This is a genomic window from Arenimonas sp. GDDSR-1, from assembly GCF_025980345.1.
Taxonomy (GTDB): Bacteria; Pseudomonadota; Gammaproteobacteria; order Xanthomonadales; family Xanthomonadaceae; genus Arenimonas.
This window is the reverse complement of the sequence record NZ_JAPDUI010000005.1, coordinates 30,996-51,616: the sequence shown is the minus strand read 5'-3', so window position 1 is coordinate 51,616 and position 20,621 is coordinate 30,996. Positions and strand designations below refer to the sequence as shown.

17 protein-coding genes and 2 pseudogenes are annotated in these 20,621 nt (G+C 59.9%); 12 read left to right on the top strand and 7 right to left on the bottom strand.

Annotated elements, in window-relative coordinates; genetic code table 11:
• Complete coding sequence (locus Q0W88_RS01865) at nucleotides 1-2,091, bottom strand: S46 family peptidase (RefSeq protein WP_297799504.1); 2,091 nt, start codon at nucleotides 2,089-2,091, stop codon at nucleotides 1-3.
• 186 nt (nucleotides 2,092-2,277) lie between these two features.
• Here Q0W88_RS01865 and tdh point away from each other — a divergent pair, with 186 nt between their 5' ends.
• Complete coding sequence (tdh, locus tag Q0W88_RS01860; protein ID WP_297799502.1) at nucleotides 2,278-3,297, top strand: L-threonine 3-dehydrogenase; 1,020 nt, start codon at nucleotides 2,278-2,280, stop codon at nucleotides 3,295-3,297.
• A 72-nt stretch (nucleotides 3,298-3,369) separates the two neighbouring features.
• Here the strand turns inward: tdh and Q0W88_RS01855 are convergent, their stop codons facing one another.
• On the bottom strand, nucleotides 3,370-4,053 hold the full coding sequence (locus Q0W88_RS01855; RefSeq protein ID WP_297799397.1) for a TorF family putative porin: 684 nt from the start codon (nucleotides 4,051-4,053) through the stop codon (nucleotides 3,370-3,372).
• A gap of 271 nt (nucleotides 4,054-4,324) precedes the next feature.
• Between Q0W88_RS01855 and kbl the strand changes: the two genes are divergently transcribed.
• On the top strand, nucleotides 4,325-5,521 hold the full coding sequence (gene kbl, locus Q0W88_RS01850; RefSeq protein ID WP_297799395.1) for a glycine C-acetyltransferase: 1,197 nt from the start codon (nucleotides 4,325-4,327) through the stop codon (nucleotides 5,519-5,521).
• On the opposite strand, the gene Q0W88_RS01845 is transcribed toward kbl, so the two are convergent.
• Complete coding sequence (locus tag Q0W88_RS01845; protein ID WP_297799393.1) at nucleotides 5,504-6,238, bottom strand: pseudouridine synthase; 735 nt, start codon at nucleotides 6,236-6,238, stop codon at nucleotides 5,504-5,506. The genes kbl and Q0W88_RS01845 overlap by 18 nt on opposite strands.
• Before the next feature lie 34 nt (nucleotides 6,239-6,272).
• Between Q0W88_RS01845 and Q0W88_RS01840 the strand changes: the two genes are divergently transcribed.
• The 9 genes and pseudogenes from Q0W88_RS01840 (at nucleotide 6,273) to Q0W88_RS01800 (ending at nucleotide 13,133) form a co-directional block, all read left to right on the top strand.
• Nucleotides 6,273-6,533, top strand: coding sequence for a hypothetical protein (locus Q0W88_RS01840; RefSeq protein ID WP_297799391.1), 261 nt, complete (start codon nucleotides 6,273-6,275; stop codon nucleotides 6,531-6,533).
• A complete protein-coding gene (locus tag Q0W88_RS01835; protein ID WP_297799389.1) occupies nucleotides 6,509-6,661 on the top strand; it encodes an OsmC family protein in 153 nt (50 codons plus the stop codon). Before Q0W88_RS01840 ends, Q0W88_RS01835 begins: the two co-directional genes overlap by 25 nt.
• 42 nt (nucleotides 6,662-6,703) lie before the next feature.
• Nucleotides 6,704-7,618 (top strand): fatty acid desaturase, encoded by a 915-nt coding sequence (locus Q0W88_RS01830; RefSeq protein ID WP_297799386.1) that lies wholly within the window; start codon nucleotides 6,704-6,706, stop codon nucleotides 7,616-7,618.
• The gene (locus tag Q0W88_RS01825) at nucleotides 7,615-8,793 is read left to right on the top strand and encodes an FAD-dependent oxidoreductase (RefSeq protein ID WP_297799384.1); all 1,179 of its coding nucleotides are present in this window, start codon (nucleotides 7,615-7,617) and stop codon (nucleotides 8,791-8,793) included. The genes Q0W88_RS01830 and Q0W88_RS01825 overlap by 4 nt, the downstream gene beginning before the upstream one ends.
• A pseudogene (locus tag Q0W88_RS01820) lies at nucleotides 8,790-9,520 on the top strand (DUF1365 domain-containing protein). Before Q0W88_RS01825 ends, Q0W88_RS01820 begins: the two are co-directional and overlap by 4 nt.
• Nucleotides 9,507-10,748: a cyclopropane-fatty-acyl-phospholipid synthase family protein gene (locus tag Q0W88_RS01815; protein WP_297799382.1), complete on the top strand. Its 1,242-nt coding sequence runs from the start codon at nucleotides 9,507-9,509 to the stop codon at nucleotides 10,746-10,748. The pseudogene Q0W88_RS01820 and the gene Q0W88_RS01815 overlap by 14 nt, the downstream one beginning before the upstream one ends.
• Entirely contained in the window at nucleotides 10,745-11,305 is a 561-nt protein-coding gene (locus Q0W88_RS01810) for a DUF2878 domain-containing protein (protein ID WP_297799380.1), read from the top strand. Before Q0W88_RS01815 ends, Q0W88_RS01810 begins: the two co-directional genes overlap by 4 nt.
• 8 nt (nucleotides 11,306-11,313) lie before the next feature.
• The gene (locus Q0W88_RS01805; RefSeq protein WP_297799500.1) at nucleotides 11,314-12,096 is read left to right on the top strand and encodes a DUF1295 domain-containing protein; all 783 of its coding nucleotides are present in this window, start codon (nucleotides 11,314-11,316) and stop codon (nucleotides 12,094-12,096) included.
• Nucleotides 12,093-13,133 carry a cyclopropane-fatty-acyl-phospholipid synthase family protein gene (locus tag Q0W88_RS01800; RefSeq protein WP_297799378.1) on the top strand — a complete coding sequence of 347 codons (1,041 nt, stop codon included), beginning with the start codon at nucleotides 12,093-12,095 and terminating at the stop codon, nucleotides 13,131-13,133. Before Q0W88_RS01805 ends, Q0W88_RS01800 begins: the two co-directional genes overlap by 4 nt.
• Nucleotides 13,134-13,610: 477 nt before the next feature.
• Here Q0W88_RS01800 and Q0W88_RS01795 read toward each other — a convergent pair.
• Both Q0W88_RS01795 and Q0W88_RS01790 read right to left on the bottom strand, forming a co-directional pair.
• A pseudogene (locus tag Q0W88_RS01795) lies at nucleotides 13,611-15,179 on the bottom strand (amidohydrolase); the annotation flags it as partial.
• Nucleotides 15,180-15,448: 269 nt separating this feature from the next.
• Nucleotides 15,449-16,507 (bottom strand): OmpA family protein, encoded by a 1,059-nt coding sequence (locus Q0W88_RS01790; protein WP_297799374.1) that lies wholly within the window; start codon nucleotides 16,505-16,507, stop codon nucleotides 15,449-15,451.
• Between the two features lie 409 nt (nucleotides 16,508-16,916).
• On the opposite strand from Q0W88_RS01790, the gene Q0W88_RS01785 reads away from it, so the two are divergent.
• Nucleotides 16,917-18,941 (top strand): NADPH-dependent 2,4-dienoyl-CoA reductase, encoded by a 2,025-nt coding sequence (locus Q0W88_RS01785; protein WP_297799372.1) that lies wholly within the window; start codon nucleotides 16,917-16,919, stop codon nucleotides 18,939-18,941.
• A 6-nt stretch (nucleotides 18,942-18,947) separates the two neighbouring features.
• On the opposite strand, the gene Q0W88_RS01780 is transcribed toward Q0W88_RS01785, so the two are convergent.
• Both Q0W88_RS01780 and prpF read right to left on the bottom strand, forming a co-directional pair.
• Nucleotides 18,948-19,403, bottom strand: a complete 456-nt coding sequence (locus tag Q0W88_RS01780) for an ion channel (RefSeq protein WP_297799370.1) — start codon at nucleotides 19,401-19,403, stop codon at nucleotides 18,948-18,950.
• The gene (prpF, locus tag Q0W88_RS01775) at nucleotides 19,400-20,620 is read right to left on the bottom strand and encodes a 2-methylaconitate cis-trans isomerase PrpF (protein WP_297799368.1); all 1,221 of its coding nucleotides are present in this window, start codon (nucleotides 20,618-20,620) and stop codon (nucleotides 19,400-19,402) included. Before prpF ends, Q0W88_RS01780 begins: the two co-directional genes overlap by 4 nt.
• Nucleotide 20,621: the final 1 nt, after the last annotated feature.

Below are 20,621 nucleotides of genomic sequence, written 5' to 3'. Positions count from 1 at the left end.
TTATTTGCGGGATTCGTTGATTTCTCGCAGCACATTCGGTGCCGGAAACGCCTTGTCGATGATCCACAGCATATAGCGGGCATCCACCGAAATCATCCGGTTCAGGCTGCCGTCGTAAACCCAGTTGGAGCTGACCGACTCCCAATTGCCGTCGAAGGCCAGACCGACCAGCTCGCCTTTGCCGTTCATGACCGGCGAACCGGAATTGCCACCGGTAATGTCGAGATTGGACAGGAAGTTGACCGGCAGCGTGCCGAGCTTGCTGTCGGCATAGCGCCCGTAATCCCTGGCGGCAACCAGATCCAGTATGCGCTTCGGTGCATTGAACGGCTCGTCCTTGCCGGCTTTGGCCGCCATGCCCTCGGCGGTGGTGAACGGCACATAGACCGCACCGTCCTGGGGTTTGTAGCCGGTGACGTTACCGTAGGTCAGGCGCAGGCTGCTGTTGGCATCCGGGTACACCGCTTCGCCGCGGCTGCGCTTGTAATCGATGACCGCCTGCAGATAGACCGGACGGTATTTGGCGTACTCACCGGCCCGTGCCTTGCCGGTGTTCTCCACGGCCAACAGACTCGGGTACAGGGCAACCGCCAGTTTCACGATGCTGTCCTTGCTGGCTTCGAATTGCCCTTTGTCGGCCTTCAGCCAAGATTCGCGTTCCGCCAACTCGCCGTAACGCGTGCCCGCGTAAAGCGTGTTCACGGCGCGGGCAACCGCCGCCTGGTCATTGCCGCCCAGCATGGCATCCAGTACCGGATTGCGCGAGCCCGCCGGCAGCTGGATGTACTGGCCGAGCCAGTAGGCCATCAGCTGTTTTTCCATGGCGGGGTGGTAGCGGTTCTGCAGTTCCCGAACGCCGCCCTCGATGCGGGCACGGTCGCGTTCCTGATAACCGGGGGTGCGTTCGGCATTCGGCTTGGTGTTTTCCACCGCAAGGCGGTAGAGGCTGCGGGCATTGCCGAGCAGACCGAGATTGGCAATCGAACCGACCACGGTATCCCGTTCCTGGGTGGCCCGGTCCTGCAGGTGCAAGGCCACGAGTTTGTCGTGCGCCTCACGCGCCGCCTTGCCTTTGGCGCCCTGCTTGTCGAGCCAGGCCAGCACGGCTTCTTCTTCGGCACGCTTGATGGCGGCGGCGCCGCTTTTACGGAAGCCCAGCAGCTGGCCGTCATAATTCTTCAGGGTGTTTTCCCAGCCGCGCACGGTGTTGGCGTACTTGATGTCGATGTCCTTATCGGCCTTGCCGGCGGCATGCACGAGATCACGGACGTTTTTCAGATTGCGGCTGATGTAAGGATAGGACCAGTTTTCGGTATTCTCGAATTCGGCGGCGAGCGCATAGCGGTTGGTCCGGCCCGGGTAGCCGGCGACCATGACGAAATCGCCTTCACGCAGCGGATCGGCGGCCACACGCAACCAGTGCTTGTTGCGGTAGGGAATATTGTCCTTCGCGAAGGGCGCCGGCTTGCCGTCCTTGCCGACATAAGCGCGGATCAGGGTGAAATCACCGGTGTGGCGTGGCCACATCCAGTTGTCGACTTCACCGCCGTAGTTGCCGATGCTGCCCGGGGGCGCATACACCAGACGCACGTCGCGGATCTCCATCTGCTTGAACAGGCGGTACTGTACGCCACCGAAGAAGCTGGAGACGGTGCAGCGGAATCCGGCTTCGGCTTCGCACTCGGCCACGATGGCCTTGCTGGCGTTTTCCAGGGCCACCTGGCGCTGCAGGCCATCCATGCCGTCATTGACCGCCGCGTTCATGCGCGCGCTGACATCGGTGATGGAGTCCATCACGAAGATCCGCGAATTCGGGCCGGCATTGACTTCCTCGGCGTTGGTCGCGGCGATGAAGCCGTTGCTGAGCAGGTCGTTCTGCGGGGTCGAATTGAGCTGGATGCCGCCATAGGCGCAATGGTGGTTGGTGGCCACCAGACCGTTCGGGGAGATGAACGAGGCGGTGCACCCGCCCAGACTGACCACGGCGCCCATCGGCTGCCCGGTCAAGTCGGCGAAATCGGACGGATTCAGCGCCAGTCCGGCCTTCTTCAGCGGCCCGGCGATTTCGCCCAGCTGCTGCGGTACCCACATGCCCTCGTCGGCCTGCACCGACGCGCCGGCCAACAGCATCAATGACAACAATTTCATTCGCATACCGCACATCCCTCGCTTTGGATAAACCCCAATTATCCGACAAAACCCGATCAAGATGGCGTCAATCGGCGGGACGGCGCGTATAATGTGCGCCTGAACCGGGAGCCCCCTATGACCGCCATGATGAAAGCCTTAGTCAAACGCCACGCCGAAAAGGGAATCTGGATGGAAGAAGTTCCGGTTCCGGAGGCCGGACCCAATGAGGTCCTGATCAAGCTGGAAAAGACCGCGATCTGCGGTACCGATCTGCATATCTACAAATGGGACGAATGGAGCCAGCGCACCATCAAACCGGGCCTGGTCATCGGCCATGAGTTCGTCGGCCGCATCGTCGCGGTCGGCCCGGGCGTGACCGGTTACCAATTGGGCGACCGGGTCTCGGCCGAAGGGCACATCGTCTGCGGCCATTGCCGCAATTGCCGGGCCGGCCGTCAGCATCTGTGCCCGAATACCGTCGGCATCGGGGTCAACCGCAACGGCGCCTTCGCCGAATACATCGTGATGCCGGCTTCCAATCTCTGGCCGATTCCCGACCAGATTCCCAGCGAACTGGCCGCGTTCTTCGACCCTTACGGCAATGCCGCGCACTGCGCGCTGGAATTCGATGTCATCGGCGAAGACGTGCTGATCACCGGTGCGGGACCGATCGGCATCATCGCCGCCGGCATCTGCAAGCACATCGGCGCCCGCAACGTGGTGGTGACCGACGTCAACGATTACCGCCTGAAACTCGCCGCGGACATGGGTGCAACCCGTGTGGTCAACGTTTCAAAGCAGAGCCTGAAGGACGTGATGGCCGAGCTGCACATGGAAGGCTTCGATGTCGGCCTTGAAATGAGCGGCGTGCCACAGGCCTTCAACGACATGCTCGACTGCATGTACCACGGCGGCAAGGTCGCCCTGCTCGGCATTCTGCCCAAAGGCGCCGGCGTGGATTGGGATCGCATCATCTTCAAAGGCCTGACCGTGCAGGGCATTTATGGCCGCAAGATGTACGAAACCTGGTACAAGATGACCCAGATGGTATTGACCGGTTTTCCGCTGCAGAAGGTGCTGACCCACCAGGTCCACATCGACGATTTCCAGAAGGGCTTCGACCTGATGGAAGCCGGCGTGTGCGGCAAGGTCGTCTGCAGCTGGTAAGTGCCCGCCGCTAAATAATCAGGATAAAAAAAGGGGCGCCGAAGCGCCCCTTTTCATTTGCATCGGCTGAAATTAGCCGCCGATCTTGACGCTCAGCACGACGGAGTCGGAAGCGTTGAAGTTCAGGTTGGTGTCGTAGTAGTTCAGACCGAATTCCAAGGCACCGAAGGTCTTGCTGACGCCGACGTTCCAGTCGTTGTAGTCACCGAAATCGGAGAAGGTACGGCCGAAACCGGCGTTCAGGCTGAAGTCCTTGCCCAGATCCCAGCTGTTGCCGAGGTTCACGTAGGTCACGTTTTCGCCGGTGTTGCTGTAGTCGTTGGTGTAACCAACGGTCAGGGTGGCGACGTCTTTCATGGCGAACTTGGTGATCAGTTCGTTGTAATCGCTGTTGCCGTAGGTGGACTCTGCGCCGTGGTAGGTGTAACGGGTCAGCATGACGTCGAGGTTGAACTTGTCACCCAGATCGGTGTTATAGCCAACGTAGGCGTCGAGTTCGATGTTCGGGCCATCCAAAGCTTGGAAATCAACGTTGGAACCCCAGGCACCGGCGTAGAAGCCGCTGTCACCGAAGGCGTAATCCACGCCGCCTTGGAAAGCGACGTCTTTGTTGGATTGGGAAACGCCACGGAACACGTAGTCGGAAACGATGCCGGCATTCCAGCTGAAGTTCGATTCTGCGGCTTCTTGGGCGAAGGAAACGGCCGGAGCCGCGAGCAGAGCAGCCAGAATGGCGGCTTTCAGATTCTTTTGCATTGAGAAATCTCCAATGATTTTGTTTAACAACAAGGCGGTTAATGCCCCCTGCACACCAGTTTCAAACCAGATAGCTGGCGACGATGTTAACGTATTTTTAGCAATTTGGGTAGCATGTTGTTGTTTATTCAACAGTATTCAAGATCTGTTCAGAATTCAACATCACCTTGGCGACGCCAAGAGTGAATAATATAAATATATATTTCAATATGTTATGGAATTACAACGCCATTCGCCTGTAAAATAGGGCTTCCTTTAACGAGCATCGACCATGAACAAAACCGCCCTCGAAATTTACCAAAATGAACTGGCAGGCATCGAAAGTCAGGGTCTGCTCAAACGGGAGCGCATCATCACCGGCGCCCAATCGGCTGAAATCCAGCTGAGCGATGGCCGGACCGTGCTGAACTTCTGCGCCAACAATTATCTCGGACTGGCCGATAATCCCGATATCATCCAATCGGCGAAAGACGCGCTCGACACCCACGGATTCGGCATGGCTTCGGTGCGCTTCATCTGCGGCACCCAGGACCTTCACAAGACCCTCGAAGCGAAAATCGCCTCGTTCTTCGGAACCGAGGATGCCATTCTTTACGCCGCCTGCTTCGACGCCAATGGCGGCCTGTTCGAGCCGCTGCTCGGGGAAAACGACGCCGTCATCTCCGATGCCCTCAATCATGCCTCGATCATCGACGGCGTGCGCCTGTGCAAGGCCAAACGCTTCCGCTACGACAACTGCGACATGGCCGGCCTTGAAGCCCAGCTGCAGGCCGCCGATGCCGCCGGTTGCCGGATCAAACTGATCACCACCGACGGGGTATTCTCGATGGACGGCTCGGTCGCCCCGCTCGGCGAGCTGACCGCGCTTGCGGAGAAGTACAACGCCCTTGTGCATATCGATGAATGCCACGCGACCGGCTTTCTGGGTGCCACCGGGCGCGGCTCGGCGGAAGTGCACGGAGTTCTGGGCAAAATCGACATCTTCACCGGCACCCTGGGCAAATCGCTCGGCGGCGCCCTGGGCGGCTTCACCACCGGACCGAAAGCGGTCATCGAACTGCTGCGCCAGCGTTCGCGTCCCTACCTTTTTTCGAATTCGCTGCCGCCGCCGGTGGTTGCCGCCGGCATCCGGGTTTTCGACATGCTGGCCGGCGCCGATGCGCTGCGCCACAAGCTTGAGGAAAATACCCGATTCTTCCGTGAAGAAATGACGAATGCGGGCTTCACCATCAAGGCCGGCACGCACCCGATCGTACCGGTCATGCTGTTCGATGCGGTGCTGGCCCAGGAATTCGCACGCCGCCTGCTCGATGAAGGCATCTATGCCGTCGGGTTCTTTTTCCCGGTCGTGGCCAAGGGACAGGCGCGCATCCGGACCCAGATGAGCGCCGCGCACAGCCGGGAACATCTCGAGCGCGCCGTGGCGGCGTTCACCAAGGTCGGCCGCGAACTAGGCGTGATTCAGTAACGCCAGCTCCGCAACGGTCAATGGCCGCCACTGCCCTTTCGGGAGATCGCCCAGCGGCAGGCCGCCGATGGCGGTTCGGATGAGACGCAGCACGCCGATACCGAAGCCCTCGAGCAACCGCCGGATCTGCCGGTTGCGGCCTTCATCCAGAACGATTTCCAGCCAAGCATGCTTTTCGCCGTGGCGCAGCAGATCGATGCGCTTGGCGGACAGAAAACCGGCATCGGTTTCTATGCCGGTACGGAGCCGCTGAAGCAATTCGTCATCGGGAATGCAATCGATCTGCACGTGATAGGTCTTGTCCGGACCTGTGTCGGGGTTGGTGATGCCGGCGGCCCAGACCGGATCGTTGCAGAACAGCAGCAGGCCCTCGCTGGCCTTATCCAGCCGGCCCACCGGGGACAGCCAGGGCATGTCGGCGGGAAGACAATCGTAAACCGTTGCCCGCTGGCGTTCGTCCGAACGTGTTGTCACCAGACCCCGGGGTTTATTCAGCATGAGGGCCATGAACGGTCGGGATTCGGCACGCCCTTCCCCGGTTTCGACCCGGTCCACCCCCATGCATACCGGATGCTCCGGATCCCGGATGATTTTTCCATTGATCCGGACGAGGCCGGCACGAATCTGACGGGTCGCCTCGGCCCGGGAAGCCAGTCCCATTTTCGAGAGCACACGGGCCAAGCCGTAACGTTTGCCGGAGTCGGATGCGTGGGTCATGGGTGTAGAATAAGTCAATCCTCTGGAGGCCGCCATGGCAGAACACACCGCAGAAATCCGCTGGGCAGCTTCTCCGCATCCCGGGCAGCCCGACACCTTCTCCCGCGACCATACGGTGCGCCTTGAGAACGGCCACGAATTGCTGAATTCCTCGGCGCCGGCCTATTTCGGCAATCCGGCCGCGGCCAATCCGGAAACCCTGTTGCTGGCCTCGTGGCGGAATATGCCGATCGCGCCATCGGCGTTCTCGGCAAAAACACCGACGGCCGCATGGCGATTACCCATTGCACCCTGAATCCGAAGGTCCATTTTTCGGGGGATAAGATTCCGGATGCCGAGGAGCTCAAGAAATTCCATGACAGCGCGCACCGCAACTGCTTCATTGCCAACACGCTGAACTGTACCGTGGATATCGCCGAATAAGCCTTCACGGCGGTATCACCGCCCCGCACCCACAATGCCGGCATGATTTCAAAATCCGACCGCACCGCGGCCATCCTCGCCTGGTTCGACAGTGACGCCGAAAAGCCCTCGCAACGCCAGGGAATCGCTTGGTTACGCGTTGTTCCCTTCATCGCCCTGCATGTCGCCTGCCTTGCCGTATTCTGGGTCGGCTTTTCAACTACGGCCCTGATCGCCCTGCTGGCGACCTATGCCCTGCGCATGTTCGCCATCACCGGCTTCTACCACCGGTATTTCTCCCATAAAACCTTCAAAACCCACCCCTGGGTCGAAACCGTGTTCGCGTTCATCGGCGCCAGCAGCTCCCAGCGCGGCGCACTATGGTGGGCCGCGCATCACCGCAAACACCACCGGCATTCCGATACCGAACAGGATCTGCACAGTCCACGGCATGGCTTCTGGCAGAGCCACATGGCCTGGTTTCTCCGGCACGAAGCCTTTGCCACCGACTACAGCGTCATCCAGGACTTCGCGAAACGGCCGGCGCTGCGTTGGCTGAATCGATTCGACATCGTGGCGCCGTTCACCCTGGCCGTTCTGATGTATGGCCTCGGCGCTCTGCTCGAGCGCATTGCGCCAGGACTCGGCACCTCCGGTCCGCAATTGCTGGTCTGGGGTTTCGTGATTTCGACCGTTGTCCTTTTCCATGTCACCGTCAGCATCAATTCCATCGCCCACGTCTGGGGCCGACGCCGTTACGATACCGGCGATGACAGCCGCAACAATGCCCTTCTGGCCCTGCTGACCCTCGGCGAAGGCTGGCACAACAATCACCACCATTACCCGAACAGCGTCCGTCAGGGCTTTTTCTGGTGGGAAGTCGATCTGACCTACCTCGCATTGCGCGCGATGCAGACTGTGGGACTGACATGGGATCTCAAGCCGGTCCCCGCCCACATCAAACGGCAGCCGGCATGAAAATCGCGATCATCGGCAGCGGCATCGCCGGCATCAGCGCGGCGTGGAAACTCTGCAGGCAGCACGAGGTCGTGTTGTTCGAAAAGGAAAGCCGGCTCGGTGGGCACACGCATACCCACGACATCGCGCTCGATGGCAATAACTACCGCATCGATTCGGGCTTCATCGTCCACAATCCGGAAAACTATCCGCTGTTCAGCGGCTTTCTCAAGGACCTCGGAGTTCCGACCAAACCCACTGAGATGAGTTTCGCGGTGCACAACCGCGCCCTCGGCATGTATTACAACGCGCACGATCTGGGCGGCCTGTTCTGCCAGAAACGCAATCTGCTTTCTCCGCCGTTCTGGCGCATGCTTGCTGATATCCGCCGTTTCTATGCCGAATGCCCTGCGCTTCTGGCTTCCGACCAGGAAGGCCCGGCGCTTGGCGATTATCTCGACGCCAACGGCTACAGCCCCTACTTCGTCCACAATCATCTGATTCCCATGGCCAGCGCCTTGTGGTCGTCACCCAGCCAACGCATTCTGGACTTTCCGGCGAAGTATCTGGTGGCTTTCATGGCCAATCACCACATGCTGCAGATCAGCGATCGTCCGCTTTGGCGGGTGCTGGAAAACGGATCGAGCAGTTATATCGAGAAACTTTCCGGAACGTGGCCGGTATCGGTGCGCCTCAATGCCCCCGTCCAGCAAGTGACGCGCACTGAAGAGAATGTCAGCATTACCACGCCGCACGGTACGGAGCATTTCGATCAGGTCATATTCGCCTGCCACAGCGACCAGACCCTGATGATGCTGGGCGATGCCGATGACAACGAGCGGTCCATCCTCGGCGCAATCCGCTACCAGGCCAACGAAACCGTTCTGCACTGCGATGCTTCTGTTCTGCCGCCGGACCGTCGCGCCTGGGCGGCATGGAATGCCGACATCCCTGACGATCCGGCAGCGCCATGCAGCCTGAACCAGCGCAGCCAGATCGATCCGGCGAAAATTTTCGCAATCATGCAGTACCACCATCCGGTCTATGACCATGCCATGGTCCGCGCCCAGTCCCGGCGCCACGAAATCCAGGGCAAGCGCCGGAGCTGGTTCTGCGGGGCCTACTGGGGCTTCGGATTCCACGAGGACGGCTTCCGCAGCGGGCATGAAGCGGCCGAAGGCATTCTCGCGCCATGAGTCTGCCGCAGGCCGATGCGATTTTCGCCGGACATATCGGTCACCGCCGTTTCACTCCCAAAGCACATGCCTTCCGCTATCGGATTTTCCAGCTCTATCTGGACATCAGCCGCATCGAGCGGACACTGAAGCCGTTCTGGTTCTGCTCGACGGAGCGGTTCAACTGGCTCGGCTTCCGGCGCAAGGATTATTTCGGCGATTGCGCCCTGCCGCTGGAGAAGGGCCGATCTTCCTGCTGACCCATTTGCGGGTTTTCGGCTACGTGATCAACCCCGTCAGTTTTTATTACGGTTTTGCCCCGGACGGGACGACCCTTAAGTGGATTCTGGCGGAAATCACCAATACCCCCTGGGGTGAACGCTACAGTTATTTTCTGCCTGTGTCCGCGGCTGACGCTGAAGATCACGCGGGCCGCTGGCAGTTCCCGAAGCAATTCCATGTTTCGCCGTTTCTGCCGATGGACCTCGACTATGACTGGCGGTTCGGTTGTCCCGGACAGCGCCTGGATGTCTACATGCGGGTCGATAAGGCCGGAGTGAAGCAATTTGACGCGACCTTGACCCTGCAACGGCGAGAATTGACTTCACAAAACCTGTTGCGCGAACTCCTTCTGCAGCCCTGGATGAGCGCTACGGTGGCGTTCGGCATTTACTGGAATGCACTCCGGCTCTGGCTCAAGCGCAATCCGTTCCACTCCCACCCCAAGGCAGACCATGATCCGAACTGACTCCAACGGCATCAGCACCGACTCCGGCCTGTCGGGTATCGATGCGCTGGCGCGCAAACAGGTACTTCGCAAGCTCGCCATGCTCAGGCATGGCCATCTGCGGATCCGGGAACACGGCGAGTCGGCGCTTTACGGAAACACGGAGCTTCCCGGATTCGGTACGCTGATCGTGGACGATGGCCGGTTCTTCGGCAAACTCGCATTCGGCGGCTCGGTCGGTGCCGCCGAATCCTATATGGACGGTGACTGGCAGACGGACGATCTGGTCGGCCTGATGCGCCTGCTGATCCGCAACCGGAATCTGCTGGACGCGATGGAGGGCGGCGGCGCCCGTTTCGCAGGATGGCTGATGAAAGCCGCACATGCGTTTCGGCGCAATACCCGCACCGGCAGCCGTAAAAACATCGCCGCCCACTATGATCTGGGCAATGCCCTGTTCGAACTGTTTCTCGATCCGAGCCTGATGTATTCCTCAGCGGTCTTCGACCGTGACGGCATGACGCTGGAACAGGCTTCGCAACGCAAACTGCAGTTGATCTGCGAGAAACTGGCGCTGTCCTCCGATGATCATCTGGTCGAAATCGGTACCGGCTGGGGCGGCATGGCCATTTATGCCGCCAAACACACCGGATGCCGCGTCACCACGACCACGATTTCCCAGGAGCAGTTCGATCTGGCCAAAGCACGGATCGCGGCCGAAGGACTGCAGGACCGCATTACCCTGCTGTTCCGGGATTACCGCGACCTCGAAGGCCAATTCGACAAACTCGTCTCGATTGAAATGATCGAGGCCATCGGACATCAATACCAGGACACCTACTTCACCAAATGCGCCAATCTGCTCAAACCGGGCGGCACGGCGCTGATTCAGGCCATCACCATCGAAGACCACCGTTATGAGCTGGCGCTTTCCAGCGTCGATTTCATCAAACGCTATATCTTCCCGGGCAGTTACATTCCCTGCGTGAGCAGCATGGTCTCTTCCGCGGCGCAGGCCGGACAGCTGCGTCTGCTCGACCTGCAGGACATCGGGGACAGCTACGCCAAGACCATCCATGCCTGGCGCGAGCGTTTCCTGTCCCGCGAAGCCGAGGTTCTGGCGCTGGGCTACGACCGACGCTTCCTGCGCATGTGGGACTTCTACCTCGCCTACTGCGAAGCCGGTTTTCTCGAACAATCCATCAGCGACGTGCATCTGCTGTTCGGCAAAGAACGGTATCCCGCATGAGCCGGGCCAATCTGCCCGACTGGTCATGGACCGTCCTCAACATCATCGGATTTCAGGCGGTCTGGCTGGTCAGCGTAATCGGGGCCGGCCGGGGGTTCTGGTGGCCGGGACTGGCTGTTGCCGCAGTGTTTGCCGCATTTACCCTGGCCTTTTCCCCGCAACGCCATCGGGATCTGCGTACGCTGGGTATTGCGTTGCCGATGGGATTCGTCATGGACAGCATCCTGGTGCAATCCCAGTGTCTGCAGTTTGCCAGCCCTTACCCGCTTCCCGGACTGGCGCCGATCTGGATCATGGCGCTCTGGCTGGGCTTTGCCCTGACACTGAACCACTCGCTGAGCGGCATCTACCGCAAAGCGGTGCCGACCTTCCTGTTCGGACTGTTGGGCGGTCCCATCGCCTATGGCATCGCCACGCTGCGTTTCGAGGCGATGTCCGTGCAGGGCAGCACCGTGCAATGCGCCTTGTGGATCGGTTTGGTCTGGGGCCTTGGACTGAGCACCATCCGCTGGCTTGACGGCCGGAACTTCGGTTTACCCAAAGGACAAAGCGCATGAGCGTTGTAATGACCGTTTCACTCATCTTCGGATTCAGTGCGCTGGCCATGATTTTGGTCTGGCTGCTCGCCTTGAAAATCCGCAATATCGGCATCGTGGATGTGGCCTGGGCAGGCTTGATGGCCATTGCCGGCATTTTCTGCGCTGCTGTGGCGCAGGGAACGGATTTGGCCCGGATCTCGGTCGCCCTGTTTGCCGGGTTCTGGGGCTTGCGTCTTTTTCTTTCGCTGTATGTGCGCGTGCGTCATGAACCCGAAGATGGCCGTTATCAGGCCCTTCGTGCGGCCTGGAACGGCAGTCCGGGCAAACTGTTCGTGTTCTTCCAGGGGCAGGCGATCATCGTGGCCTTGTTCAGCCTGCCGTTCATAGCAGCCGCAAACAATACAAACGTGACGCTTGATTTCTGGTTTTTCACCGCAACAGCTGTTTTTGTCCTCAGTGTTACCGGTGAATCACTGGCGGACCGGCAATTGGCCGCGTTCCGGAACAATCCCGCGAACCGCGGAAAAACCTGCCGGAGTGGCTTGTGGGCCTGGTCGCGTCATCCGAATTACTTTTTCGAATGGCTGCACTGGTTCGCCTATCTGTTCCTGGCCATCGGCAGTTCGCATTTCTGGCTAAGCCTGGTCGGGCCGGTGCTCATGCTGGCTTTCCTTTACCGCGTCAGCGGCATTCCGTGGACCGAAGCCCAGGCCCTTCGCTCGCGCGGTGACGACTACCGGCGCTATCAGAGTGAAGTCAGCGCCTTCTTTCCCCTGCCCCCGAAGTCTTCGGACAATGGAGCTTTATGAGTCTGCTTGATTTAGCCGAACGCGGCCTTCTGCCCGACGCGCTCATCCGTTACGGTATCCGCCGCCTATGCCGTCAACGTCTTCAGGACGAAGGCCTGGCGGACGCCGGATTCGCCGATGCACGCTTCAATGCACTGGTCTCCGAACTGAAATCCAGCCCGATTGCGATCGAAACGCAGGCTGCCAACGAGCAGCACTACGAACTTCCGACCGAGTTTTTCCAGCTCTGCCTCGGCAAACGCCTCAAGTATTCCTCGGCATTCTATCCCGAGGGCAATGAGTCCCTGGATGCGGCCGAAGAACACATGCTGCGCCTCTACGGCGAACGCGCGGAGTTGGCCGACGGACAACGGATTCTGGAGCTCGGCTGCGGCTGGGGGTCGCTGACCCTCTGGATGGCCGAACAGTATCCGAATGCACGCATTACCGTCGTCTCGAATTCGGCAACACAGCGCGCCCACATCGAAGCACGCTGCCAGGAGCGAGGATTCGGCAATGTCACGGTGATCACCTGCGATGTGAATGTCCTTGATTTCGACAGTGACCAGTTCGACCGCTGCGTTTCGGTGGAAATGTTCGAGCATATGCGCAACTACCGCAGTCTGTTGAACGGCATCAGCCGATGGCTGAAACCGGACGGCAAACTGTTCGTGCACATCTTCGTGCACCGCTACCTGATGTACCCGTTCGAAACCGGCGGCGATGACAACTGGATGGGGCGGTACTTCTTCACCGGCGGCCTGATGCCCTCGGCCGACACACTGCTGCATTTCTCCGAGGATCTGTCCGTCGAACAGCGTTGGCTGGTTCCCGGACGCCATTACGCCCGCACCAGCAATCAATGGCTGGAAAACCAGGACCGCAACCGCGCGCGGATCCTGGAAATCCTCTCGGCGGCCTATGGTGCCGATCAAGCTGCTATCTGGTCACAACGCTGGCGCATGTTCTGGATGGCCTGTGCCGAACTGTTCGCCTACAATGACGGCAATGAATGGATGGTGGCGCACTACCGATTCACCAATAAAAAACCCGGCTAAGCCGGGTTTTTTATTTCATTCGCAGAGAACGGTTCAGCCGCCGTCCTTCTTGGCATCGGCCGGCGGTGCTTCCACCGGTTTGGCCGGAACAATCCGGATGCCCTGTGCTTTCATCCAGGCCTCGAAATCCTCCGGCGTCATCTTCTTGCCGTCCTGGGTCATATTAAACCGTACCTCTTTGGGCTTCGGTGCTTCTGCCACGGCCGGCGTTTCCGCAACCGCAGGCTTCGGCGTCAACGGTTTCTTTTCATTGGAGCGCTTGGCCTGCTGCTTGGCGGCGGCCGCTGCTGCCGCCTTGGCTTTGGCATCCGCCGCTTGTTTATCCGCGGCAGCCGGCGTGGCTTTGGCTTTATCCGGTGCTTTCGCCTGTGGCTTGGTGGGAAGCGCCTCAGGCTCGGCTGCCGGAGCCGCGGCAGGCGCTGCAAAAACCAGCGCGGGCTTTGCCGACAGATCGGCAGGCGCCGTATAAATCACCTTGCCGTCCTTGATGGTCTCCATGACACGGATACGGTAAATCTCGGCGGGATCGGCTTTCAGCGGGTTGCTCTCCAGAATGACCATGTCCGCCAATTTACCGACTTCCAGCGTGCCCTTCGACGCCTGCTCGCCATACTGCTCGGCCGCCCATGACGTCATCGTCTTCAGGCCTTCATAGGCACTGATGCGCTGATCGGGACCGATATCCAGACCACTCCGGGATTTCCGGTTGACCGCCGACCACAGCATGAACATCTGATCGAGCGGTGCCACCACGGCATCGGTGTGGTTGCTCGGACGCAGTCCGGCATCGATGGCATCGCGCATCGGGCTGATATACATGGCCTGATCCTTGCCGCGGTTGGCGATATGGGCATCGGCGAAATAGAAGGTGTGCAGCGTGTAGAAGGACGGACGGAATTTATACTGCGCGAATTTGGCCAGCTGGTCCTTGCGGGCGAATTGGGCATGGATGATGGTTACATGGCGGTCCCGGCTAAGATCTCCGGCTGCGACGGTTTCATGCGCATTGAGCAGCATGTCGATGGCGGCATCGCCGTTGGCATGGTAGGTCAGCGGCACATTCAGGTCGTAGACTTTCTTCAGCATCTGCTGCAGGGTTTCCGCCGGGAAGGTCGGCTCGCCGCGCCAATTCTTCTCGCCGCCCGGTCCGCCGGTCAGATAAGGCGTGCTGAAAAACGCGGTGCGGCCCTGCGGGGAACCGTCCGCGGTGATTTTGACACCGCCGACTTTAAGCCGTTTGTCGTACTTTCCCCAGCCCGAAGCCGGATAGGCGGCCAGAATCTTATCGAGATCGACAATGAACGGATAGGCCACGATATCGATGATATTGGCATCGGCGGCACCGGCCCGTTTCATGGTCTGCAGCTGCGCCAGATGGGTCGCGCCTTCCTGCGCCGTGGTGATGCCGGCGGCGGCATACATCAGCTGACCGGCCTTGCTGCCGGCGATTTCCTGTTCGGGCGTCATCGCGGCGGTTTTCTCGAACACCGGAAGGAAAGCGGTTTCCATGATGAGACCGTAAGGTTCATTGGTTCCGGGTTTGCGGACGATGACACCGCCCGGCGGGGTTTTGGTGTTGGCATCGAAACCGTACAGTTTCATGGCCTGGCTGTTCAGCACGGTGCCATGCATCGATACATGATCGACACGGACCGGATTATCCGGAAAGGCGGCATCCAGATCATCGCGGTTCAGAAGACGGCCGCCAGGCATCACGGTGTCGTCATAGCCATAACCGATAATCAGCTCGCCTTTGGGAATCTTGCGCGTGGCAGCGAAGGCCTTCAGGGTCGCGATGATGCTGTCGACATCCTTGCCCGGACCGGCCGGCGGCGCATACAGCATGGCCTGATTGGCCACGGACAGCGAATTGAAGTAATGGGAGTGCCCGTCGATGAATCCCGGCAGCAGCGCTCTGCCCTTGAGGTCAATCTGCAACGTATCCTTTCCGGCCAGCTTATCGGCCTCGGCCTTGCTGCCCACAAAGCTGATTTTTCCGTCCTTGACCGCCAGTGCTTCCGCATAGGCCGGCTGATCTCCGGTCATGGTCAGGATGTCGCCACCCGAATAAACCGCATCGGCGGCATTGTCGGGCTCACGGGCGCAGCCCGCCAGCACCGCAAGGGTGAACAGCAGCGGCATGCGTGAATGCTTCAGGACATTAAGGCATCGGATGGACATGAGTGTTTCCTTGCGTGGCAGGATGAGGCAGTGCGCGTGCAACCACCGGACATGTCAACTATACCGAGTCGCCGGCGCGTAGACAATAAAAAAGCCCGGCATAAGCCGGGCTTTTTCATGACGCTTTGAACCGCTTAGTTCTGAACGTTCAGTTCGGTACGGCGGTTGGTTTCGCTCTTACAAGCCGGCGAGGTTTGCTCGGTGGCTTCCAGCGGACGGCTTTCACCGTAGCCGTTCGGACCGGCCAGACGGCCGGCATCGATGCCCTTGCCGGTCAGGTAGTCATAAACGGTTTGGGCGCGACGCTGCGACAGACCTTGGTTGTAGGTGTCTTTGCCGCAGAGGTCGGTGTGACCGGCGACTTCGACTTTCAGTTCCGGATACTTGGCCAGCACGGCAACGGCTTCGTCAAGGATCACGACTGCGTCAGGACGCAGGGTGGCTTTGTTGAAGTCGAAGTTCACGCCTTTCAGGTCGATGCTGAGCTTGACCGGGCAGCCGTCGGCGCCGATGGTTTGGCCGGCTTCGGAGTTCGGGCACTTGTCGTTGCAGTCGTTGACGCCGTCATTGTCACCGTCGAGGGTGTCGCAGGTCGGGGCGGCAACCACCGGAGCGGCCAGATCACCCAGCTTCACGAGAATCGAGGCAGCGGCATACAGATCGACGAAACCGCCGATGTCGCCGACGATTTGGTCGTTTTCGGTGTGGCTGTCGTAACGGGCACCGGCTTCAACGCGGAAGTCGACGCGCTTACGGCGATCGGTTTCGATACCGGCACCGAGCTTGGCGGCCCAGTCAGTACCATCGTAAAAGCCATCGTCAATATCGTGACGGGTTGCGCCGATACCGCCAACAAGGTACGGATCCCATGCGCGACCGTCTTTGGTGAAGTAGTAACGGGCATTCAGGAAAATAGAATCGAGATCCCAATTAACATCACCATTGATCGGATCAATGTCGATGGTCGGGCTGGCACGATCATAGGTCAGTTCCAGACCGAAGTTTTCGGACAGACGCTTACCGACGCCGACGCCATACAGTTCGGAGTTCGAGGCATCCAGACGGTCGTTGTCGGTACCGAGAACGCCAATGGTGCCGGAAATGTACCAGCGATCATCGAATTCCTGGGCAGCAGCAGCTTGCGAGAAGCCGACGGCGCTGAGAAGAGCAAGGCCAAGTAGATTTTTCTTCATTTTTACATCTCCATTTTTTACATGTGGAAAGTTACTACAAATCGATACAGGCGAGACGCCCGCAGTGGTAACGACCGTAAACCCTGTTCGAATCGTTAACGTCAAAATAACACTTTTGGGAGAAATTGCAAGCCTTTAGCGGAAATAGTTCCCCAAATCCTCACCCCATCTGATTATGAAATCCCCACGCTTGCCGGAAACATACCCCAATGCTGGGGCCAATCCCGCCCCAAGTACAAAGGTGACGCAGTCGACATTTCAGGGGTCCTCACCCGCCCTTCCAGTACTGGCGAGCTACCCAAAGGATGCCTACGGTGATACCCCCTGTTTTTTATCGGTTTTTTGACTATACTTCAGCGTATGGTCAGCGGAATCCTCGCTCACCCCTATATTTAAAAGGTCTCACTGCATGAGTTCCCCTGAATACCCGAATCTGTTCCGCCCGCTCGATCTTGGCTTCTGTACCCTGCCCAATCGCATTCTGATGGGCTCCATGCATACCGGCCTGGAAGACAAACGCGCCGACTACCCCAAACTGGCCGCTTATTTCAGGGAGCGGGCCGAAGGGGGCGCCGGGCTGATGGTCACCGGCGGCATCGCCCCGAACATCCGTGGCTGGCTCAAGCCCTTCGGCGGCAAGCTGAGCTGGCGGCTTGAAGTGGCCCCGCACCGTCAGGTCACTGACGCGGTGCATGGGGCCGGCGGCCGGATCGCCATGCAGATTCTGCATGCCGGACGTTACGGGTACCATCCCCTCTCCGTGTCCTCGATGGCCAAGAAAGCGCCGATCAATCCGTTCACCCCGCAGGCCCTCAGCGCGCGCGGCGTCGATAGAACCATCCGCGATTACGTGCGCAGCGCCGAACTGGCGCGTGAGGCCGGCTATGACGGGGTCGAAGTCATGGGATCCGAAGGCTACCTGATCAATCAGTTCGTATCCCCCCAAGTGAACGCCCGAACTGACGCTTGGGGCGGCGATGCCGAAAAGCGCCGACGTTTTGCAGTCGAGATCGTGTCCCGCATGCGCGAAGCGGTCGGTCCGGATTTCATCATCATTTACCGCCTGTCCATGCTGGAGCTGGTTCCCGAGGGCTTGTCCTGGCCGGAAATCGTGGAACAGGCCAAAGCCATCGAAGCGGCGGGCGCCACCATCATCAACACCGGCATCGGCTGGCACGAAGCCCGTGTCCCGACCATCGCCACTTCGGTGCCGCGCGCGGCGTTCGCCGGGGTGACCGGCAAGCTGAAGCCCCACGTCACACTGCCCGTGGTGGCCACCAACCGCATCAACATGCCCGATGTCGCCGAAAAAATCCTCGCCGACGGCCAAGCCGACATGATTTCGATGGCCCGTCCGCTGTTGGCCGATGCGCAATGGCCGAACAAGGCCAGCGCCGGCAAATCGCATCTGATCAACACCTGCATCGCCTGCAATCAGGCCTGTCTGGATCACGTGTTCGAGAATAAAAAAGCCAGCTGCCTGGTTAATCCACGCGCCTGCCGCGAAACCGAACTCAACTATAGGCCGGCAGCCTTGAAGAAACGCATTGCGGTCGTCGGTGCCGGACCGGCCGGACTGAGTTTCGCCACGGTCGCTGCCGGACGCGGCCATGATGTCACGCTATTTGATGCGGCTTCGGAAATTGGCGGGCAGTTCAACTACGCCAAACGCATTCCCGGCAAAGAGGAGTTCCACGAAACGCTGCGTTATTACGGCAATCTTCTGACCGAAACCGGTGTCAGCCTGAAACTGGGACAAACCGTGGACGCGAGCCAGCTTCAGCAGGGAGGATTCGATGACATCGTCATCGCCACCGGCATCACTCCGCGCGGCCTGCGCCTGCCGGGCAGCGATCATTCGAAAGTGCTCGGCTACCTCGACGTACTGCGCGATGATGCGCCGGTCGGAAAGTCGGTCGCCATCATCGGTGCCGGCGGCATCGGCTTCGATGTGGCCGAGTTCCTTCTGCATACTGAATCAGCCAGTTTGGATGCACAGCGTTGGATGCAGGAATGGGGTGTCGACCCTGCTTTCGAAAGCAAAGGCGGCCTGTGCAAGCCCGAACCGCATGCCCCGGCACGGCAGATCTGGCTGCTGCAACGCAGTGCCGGAAAACCGGGGGCGCGTTTGGGAAAAACCACCGGCTGGATCCACCGCGCGGCGCTCAAGATGGGCGACGTACAGGCCTGGGGCGGCATTGAATACGTGGCCGTTGATGATGCCGGTCTGCACATCAAAAAAGACGGCGAGGCCATGGTATTGCCGGTCGATCATGTCATCGTGTGCGCCGGTCAGGAACCCCAGCGGGCGCTGCATGAGGCATTGCAAGGCCTTGGTCTCAGTTCACACCTGATCGGCGGCGCCGAGCAGGCGGGCGAGCTGGATGCCAAACGCGCCATCGCGCAAGGTGCGGAACTGGCGGCGAGGCTGTAAGCAGCCCTACTTGCGCCAGTAGCGTTCCATCTCCAGATAGGTGAACGAGGCCGACCAGGTGATCAGCACGAAGCCGGTCAAGGACATGGTGCCGGCGATGAAACGGATCGGGCCGACCGGCACCAGATCGCCGAAACCGAGCGTATTGAAGGTCACCGCTGAAAGATAGACCGCATCCAGAAGATGCAGGGGGTTTGCACCTTTGATGAATCCGGTTTCGGGAAAACGCAGCGTCAACCAGAGGGTGATGCCGAAAATCCAGATTTCGGTGACATGCAGCGCCAGCACCGAAAAAATCGAATAAAGCACTTTACGCCGGGAATGCAGTTCACGGCGTTTGGCCAGCCAATTGGAAATCAGCGCCAGACCCTCGTAGTGCACCAGAACGGCAAGACTGACCGCCAGAGTGGTCGCGCAGACCACCACGGTATTGGCTTGCCAGTCCTCGTAAAGGGTAATCATCGGGTTTCGTCCTTGGCGCTGTAACCGTGATCCTGCGGCACCCTCAGCATACCCTCCATCAGTACACGCGCGCTACGGCTCATGATGGCTTTGCGTACCAGCCACCGCCCGTCCTGCTGGACTGCCTCGGCACCCACACGCAATGTACCGCTGGGGTGCCCGAAACGTACGGCTTGACGCGCGCCGCCGCCGGCCGCGCGGTTGACCACCGTGCCGGGAATCGCCGCCGCCGTGGCTATGGCCACGGCACAGGTACCCATCATGGCATGATGCAGTTTCCCCATCGACAAGGCCCGCACCTGCAGATCGATGTCGGCGGCCGCAATGTGCTTTCCGCTGCTGGTGATGTAATCCGCCGGCGGGGCGACGAAAGCCACCTTCGGCGTGTGCTGGCGCTTAACGGCATCCGCCACCGAGTTAATCAATCCCATGCGCACGGCACCCTGGGCGCGGATGCTTTCGAACATGGCCAGCGCTTTGGCATCGCTGTTGATGGCGTCCTGCAGCTCGGTACCGGAATAGCCGATGTCGGCGGCATTGATGAACACGGTCGGGATGCCGGCATTGATCAGGGTCGCTTCAAGAATGCCGATGCCGGGAACGTCCAGCATGTCGGTCAAATTTCCGGTCGGAAACATGGTGTCGCCTTCGCCTTCGCCTTCACCTTCATCGGCCGGATCGATGAACTCGAGCACGATTTCAGCGGCGGGAAAGGTGACGCCATCGAGCTCAAAATCACCCGTTTCCTGGACCTGTCCGCCGCGCACTGGTACATGCGCCAGGATGGTCTTGCCGATATTGGCTTGCCAGATGCGGACGGTACAGAGGCCATCATGTGGCACACGCGACGGGTCGAGCATGCCGTTGGCGATGGCAAACGGTCCGACCGCCGCGGAAAGATTGCCGCAGTTGCCGCTCCAGTCGACGAACGCGCTGTCGATGGCGACTTGACCGTACAGATAGTCGACATCATGACCGGGTACGCTGGCTTCGGAGATGATCACGCATTTGCTGGTGCTGGACGTCGCCCCGCCCATGCCGTCGGTATGCTTGCCGTACGGATCGGGCGATCCGATGACCCGCAGCAGCAGGGCATCGCGGGCCGGGCCGGGCTGCTGTGCGGGCTTGGGCAGATCCTGTAAACGGAAGAACACGCCCTTGGACGTACCGCCACGCATGTAGGTGGCTGGAATGCGGAGCTGAGGCGCAGCGTTCATG

Bases quoted from the DNA above. Each gene is read 5' to 3' on its own strand.
- Q0W88_RS01865 (WP_297799504.1), bottom strand. From the start codon at position 2,091: ATGTGGGTACCGCAGCAGCTGGGCGAAATCGCCGGGCCGCTGAAGAAG.
- tdh (WP_297799502.1), top strand. From the start codon at position 2,278: ATGAAAGCCTTAGTCAAACGCCACGCCGAAAAGGGAATCTGGATGGAA.
- Q0W88_RS01855 (WP_297799397.1), bottom strand. From the start codon at position 4,053: ATGCAAAAGAATCTGAAAGCCGCCATTCTGGCTGCTCTGCTCGCGGCT.
- kbl (WP_297799395.1), top strand. From the start codon at position 4,325: ATGAACAAAACCGCCCTCGAAATTTACCAAAATGAACTGGCAGGCATC.
- Q0W88_RS01845 (WP_297799393.1), bottom strand. From the start codon at position 6,238: ATGACCCACGCATCCGACTCCGGCAAACGTTACGGCTTGGCCCGTGTG.
- Q0W88_RS01840 (WP_297799391.1), top strand. From the start codon at position 6,273: ATGGCAGAACACACCGCAGAAATCCGCTGGGCAGCTTCTCCGCATCCC.
- Q0W88_RS01835 (WP_297799389.1), top strand. From the start codon at position 6,509: ATGGCGATTACCCATTGCACCCTGAATCCGAAGGTCCATTTTTCGGGG.
- Q0W88_RS01830 (WP_297799386.1), top strand. From the start codon at position 6,704: ATGATTTCAAAATCCGACCGCACCGCGGCCATCCTCGCCTGGTTCGAC.
- Q0W88_RS01825 (WP_297799384.1), top strand. From the start codon at position 7,615: ATGAAAATCGCGATCATCGGCAGCGGCATCGCCGGCATCAGCGCGGCG.
- Q0W88_RS01815 (WP_297799382.1), top strand. From the start codon at position 9,507: ATGATCCGAACTGACTCCAACGGCATCAGCACCGACTCCGGCCTGTCG.
- Q0W88_RS01810 (WP_297799380.1), top strand. From the start codon at position 10,745: ATGAGCCGGGCCAATCTGCCCGACTGGTCATGGACCGTCCTCAACATC.
- Q0W88_RS01805 (WP_297799500.1), top strand. From the start codon at position 11,314: ATGACCGTTTCACTCATCTTCGGATTCAGTGCGCTGGCCATGATTTTG.
- Q0W88_RS01800 (WP_297799378.1), top strand. From the start codon at position 12,093: ATGAGTCTGCTTGATTTAGCCGAACGCGGCCTTCTGCCCGACGCGCTC.
- Q0W88_RS01790 (WP_297799374.1), bottom strand. From the start codon at position 16,507: ATGAAGAAAAATCTACTTGGCCTTGCTCTTCTCAGCGCCGTCGGCTTC.
- Q0W88_RS01785 (WP_297799372.1), top strand. From the start codon at position 16,917: ATGAGTTCCCCTGAATACCCGAATCTGTTCCGCCCGCTCGATCTTGGC.
- Q0W88_RS01780 (WP_297799370.1), bottom strand. From the start codon at position 19,403: ATGATTACCCTTTACGAGGACTGGCAAGCCAATACCGTGGTGGTCTGC.
- prpF (WP_297799368.1), bottom strand. From the start codon at position 20,620: ATGAACGCTGCGCCTCAGCTCCGCATTCCAGCCACCTACATGCGTGGC.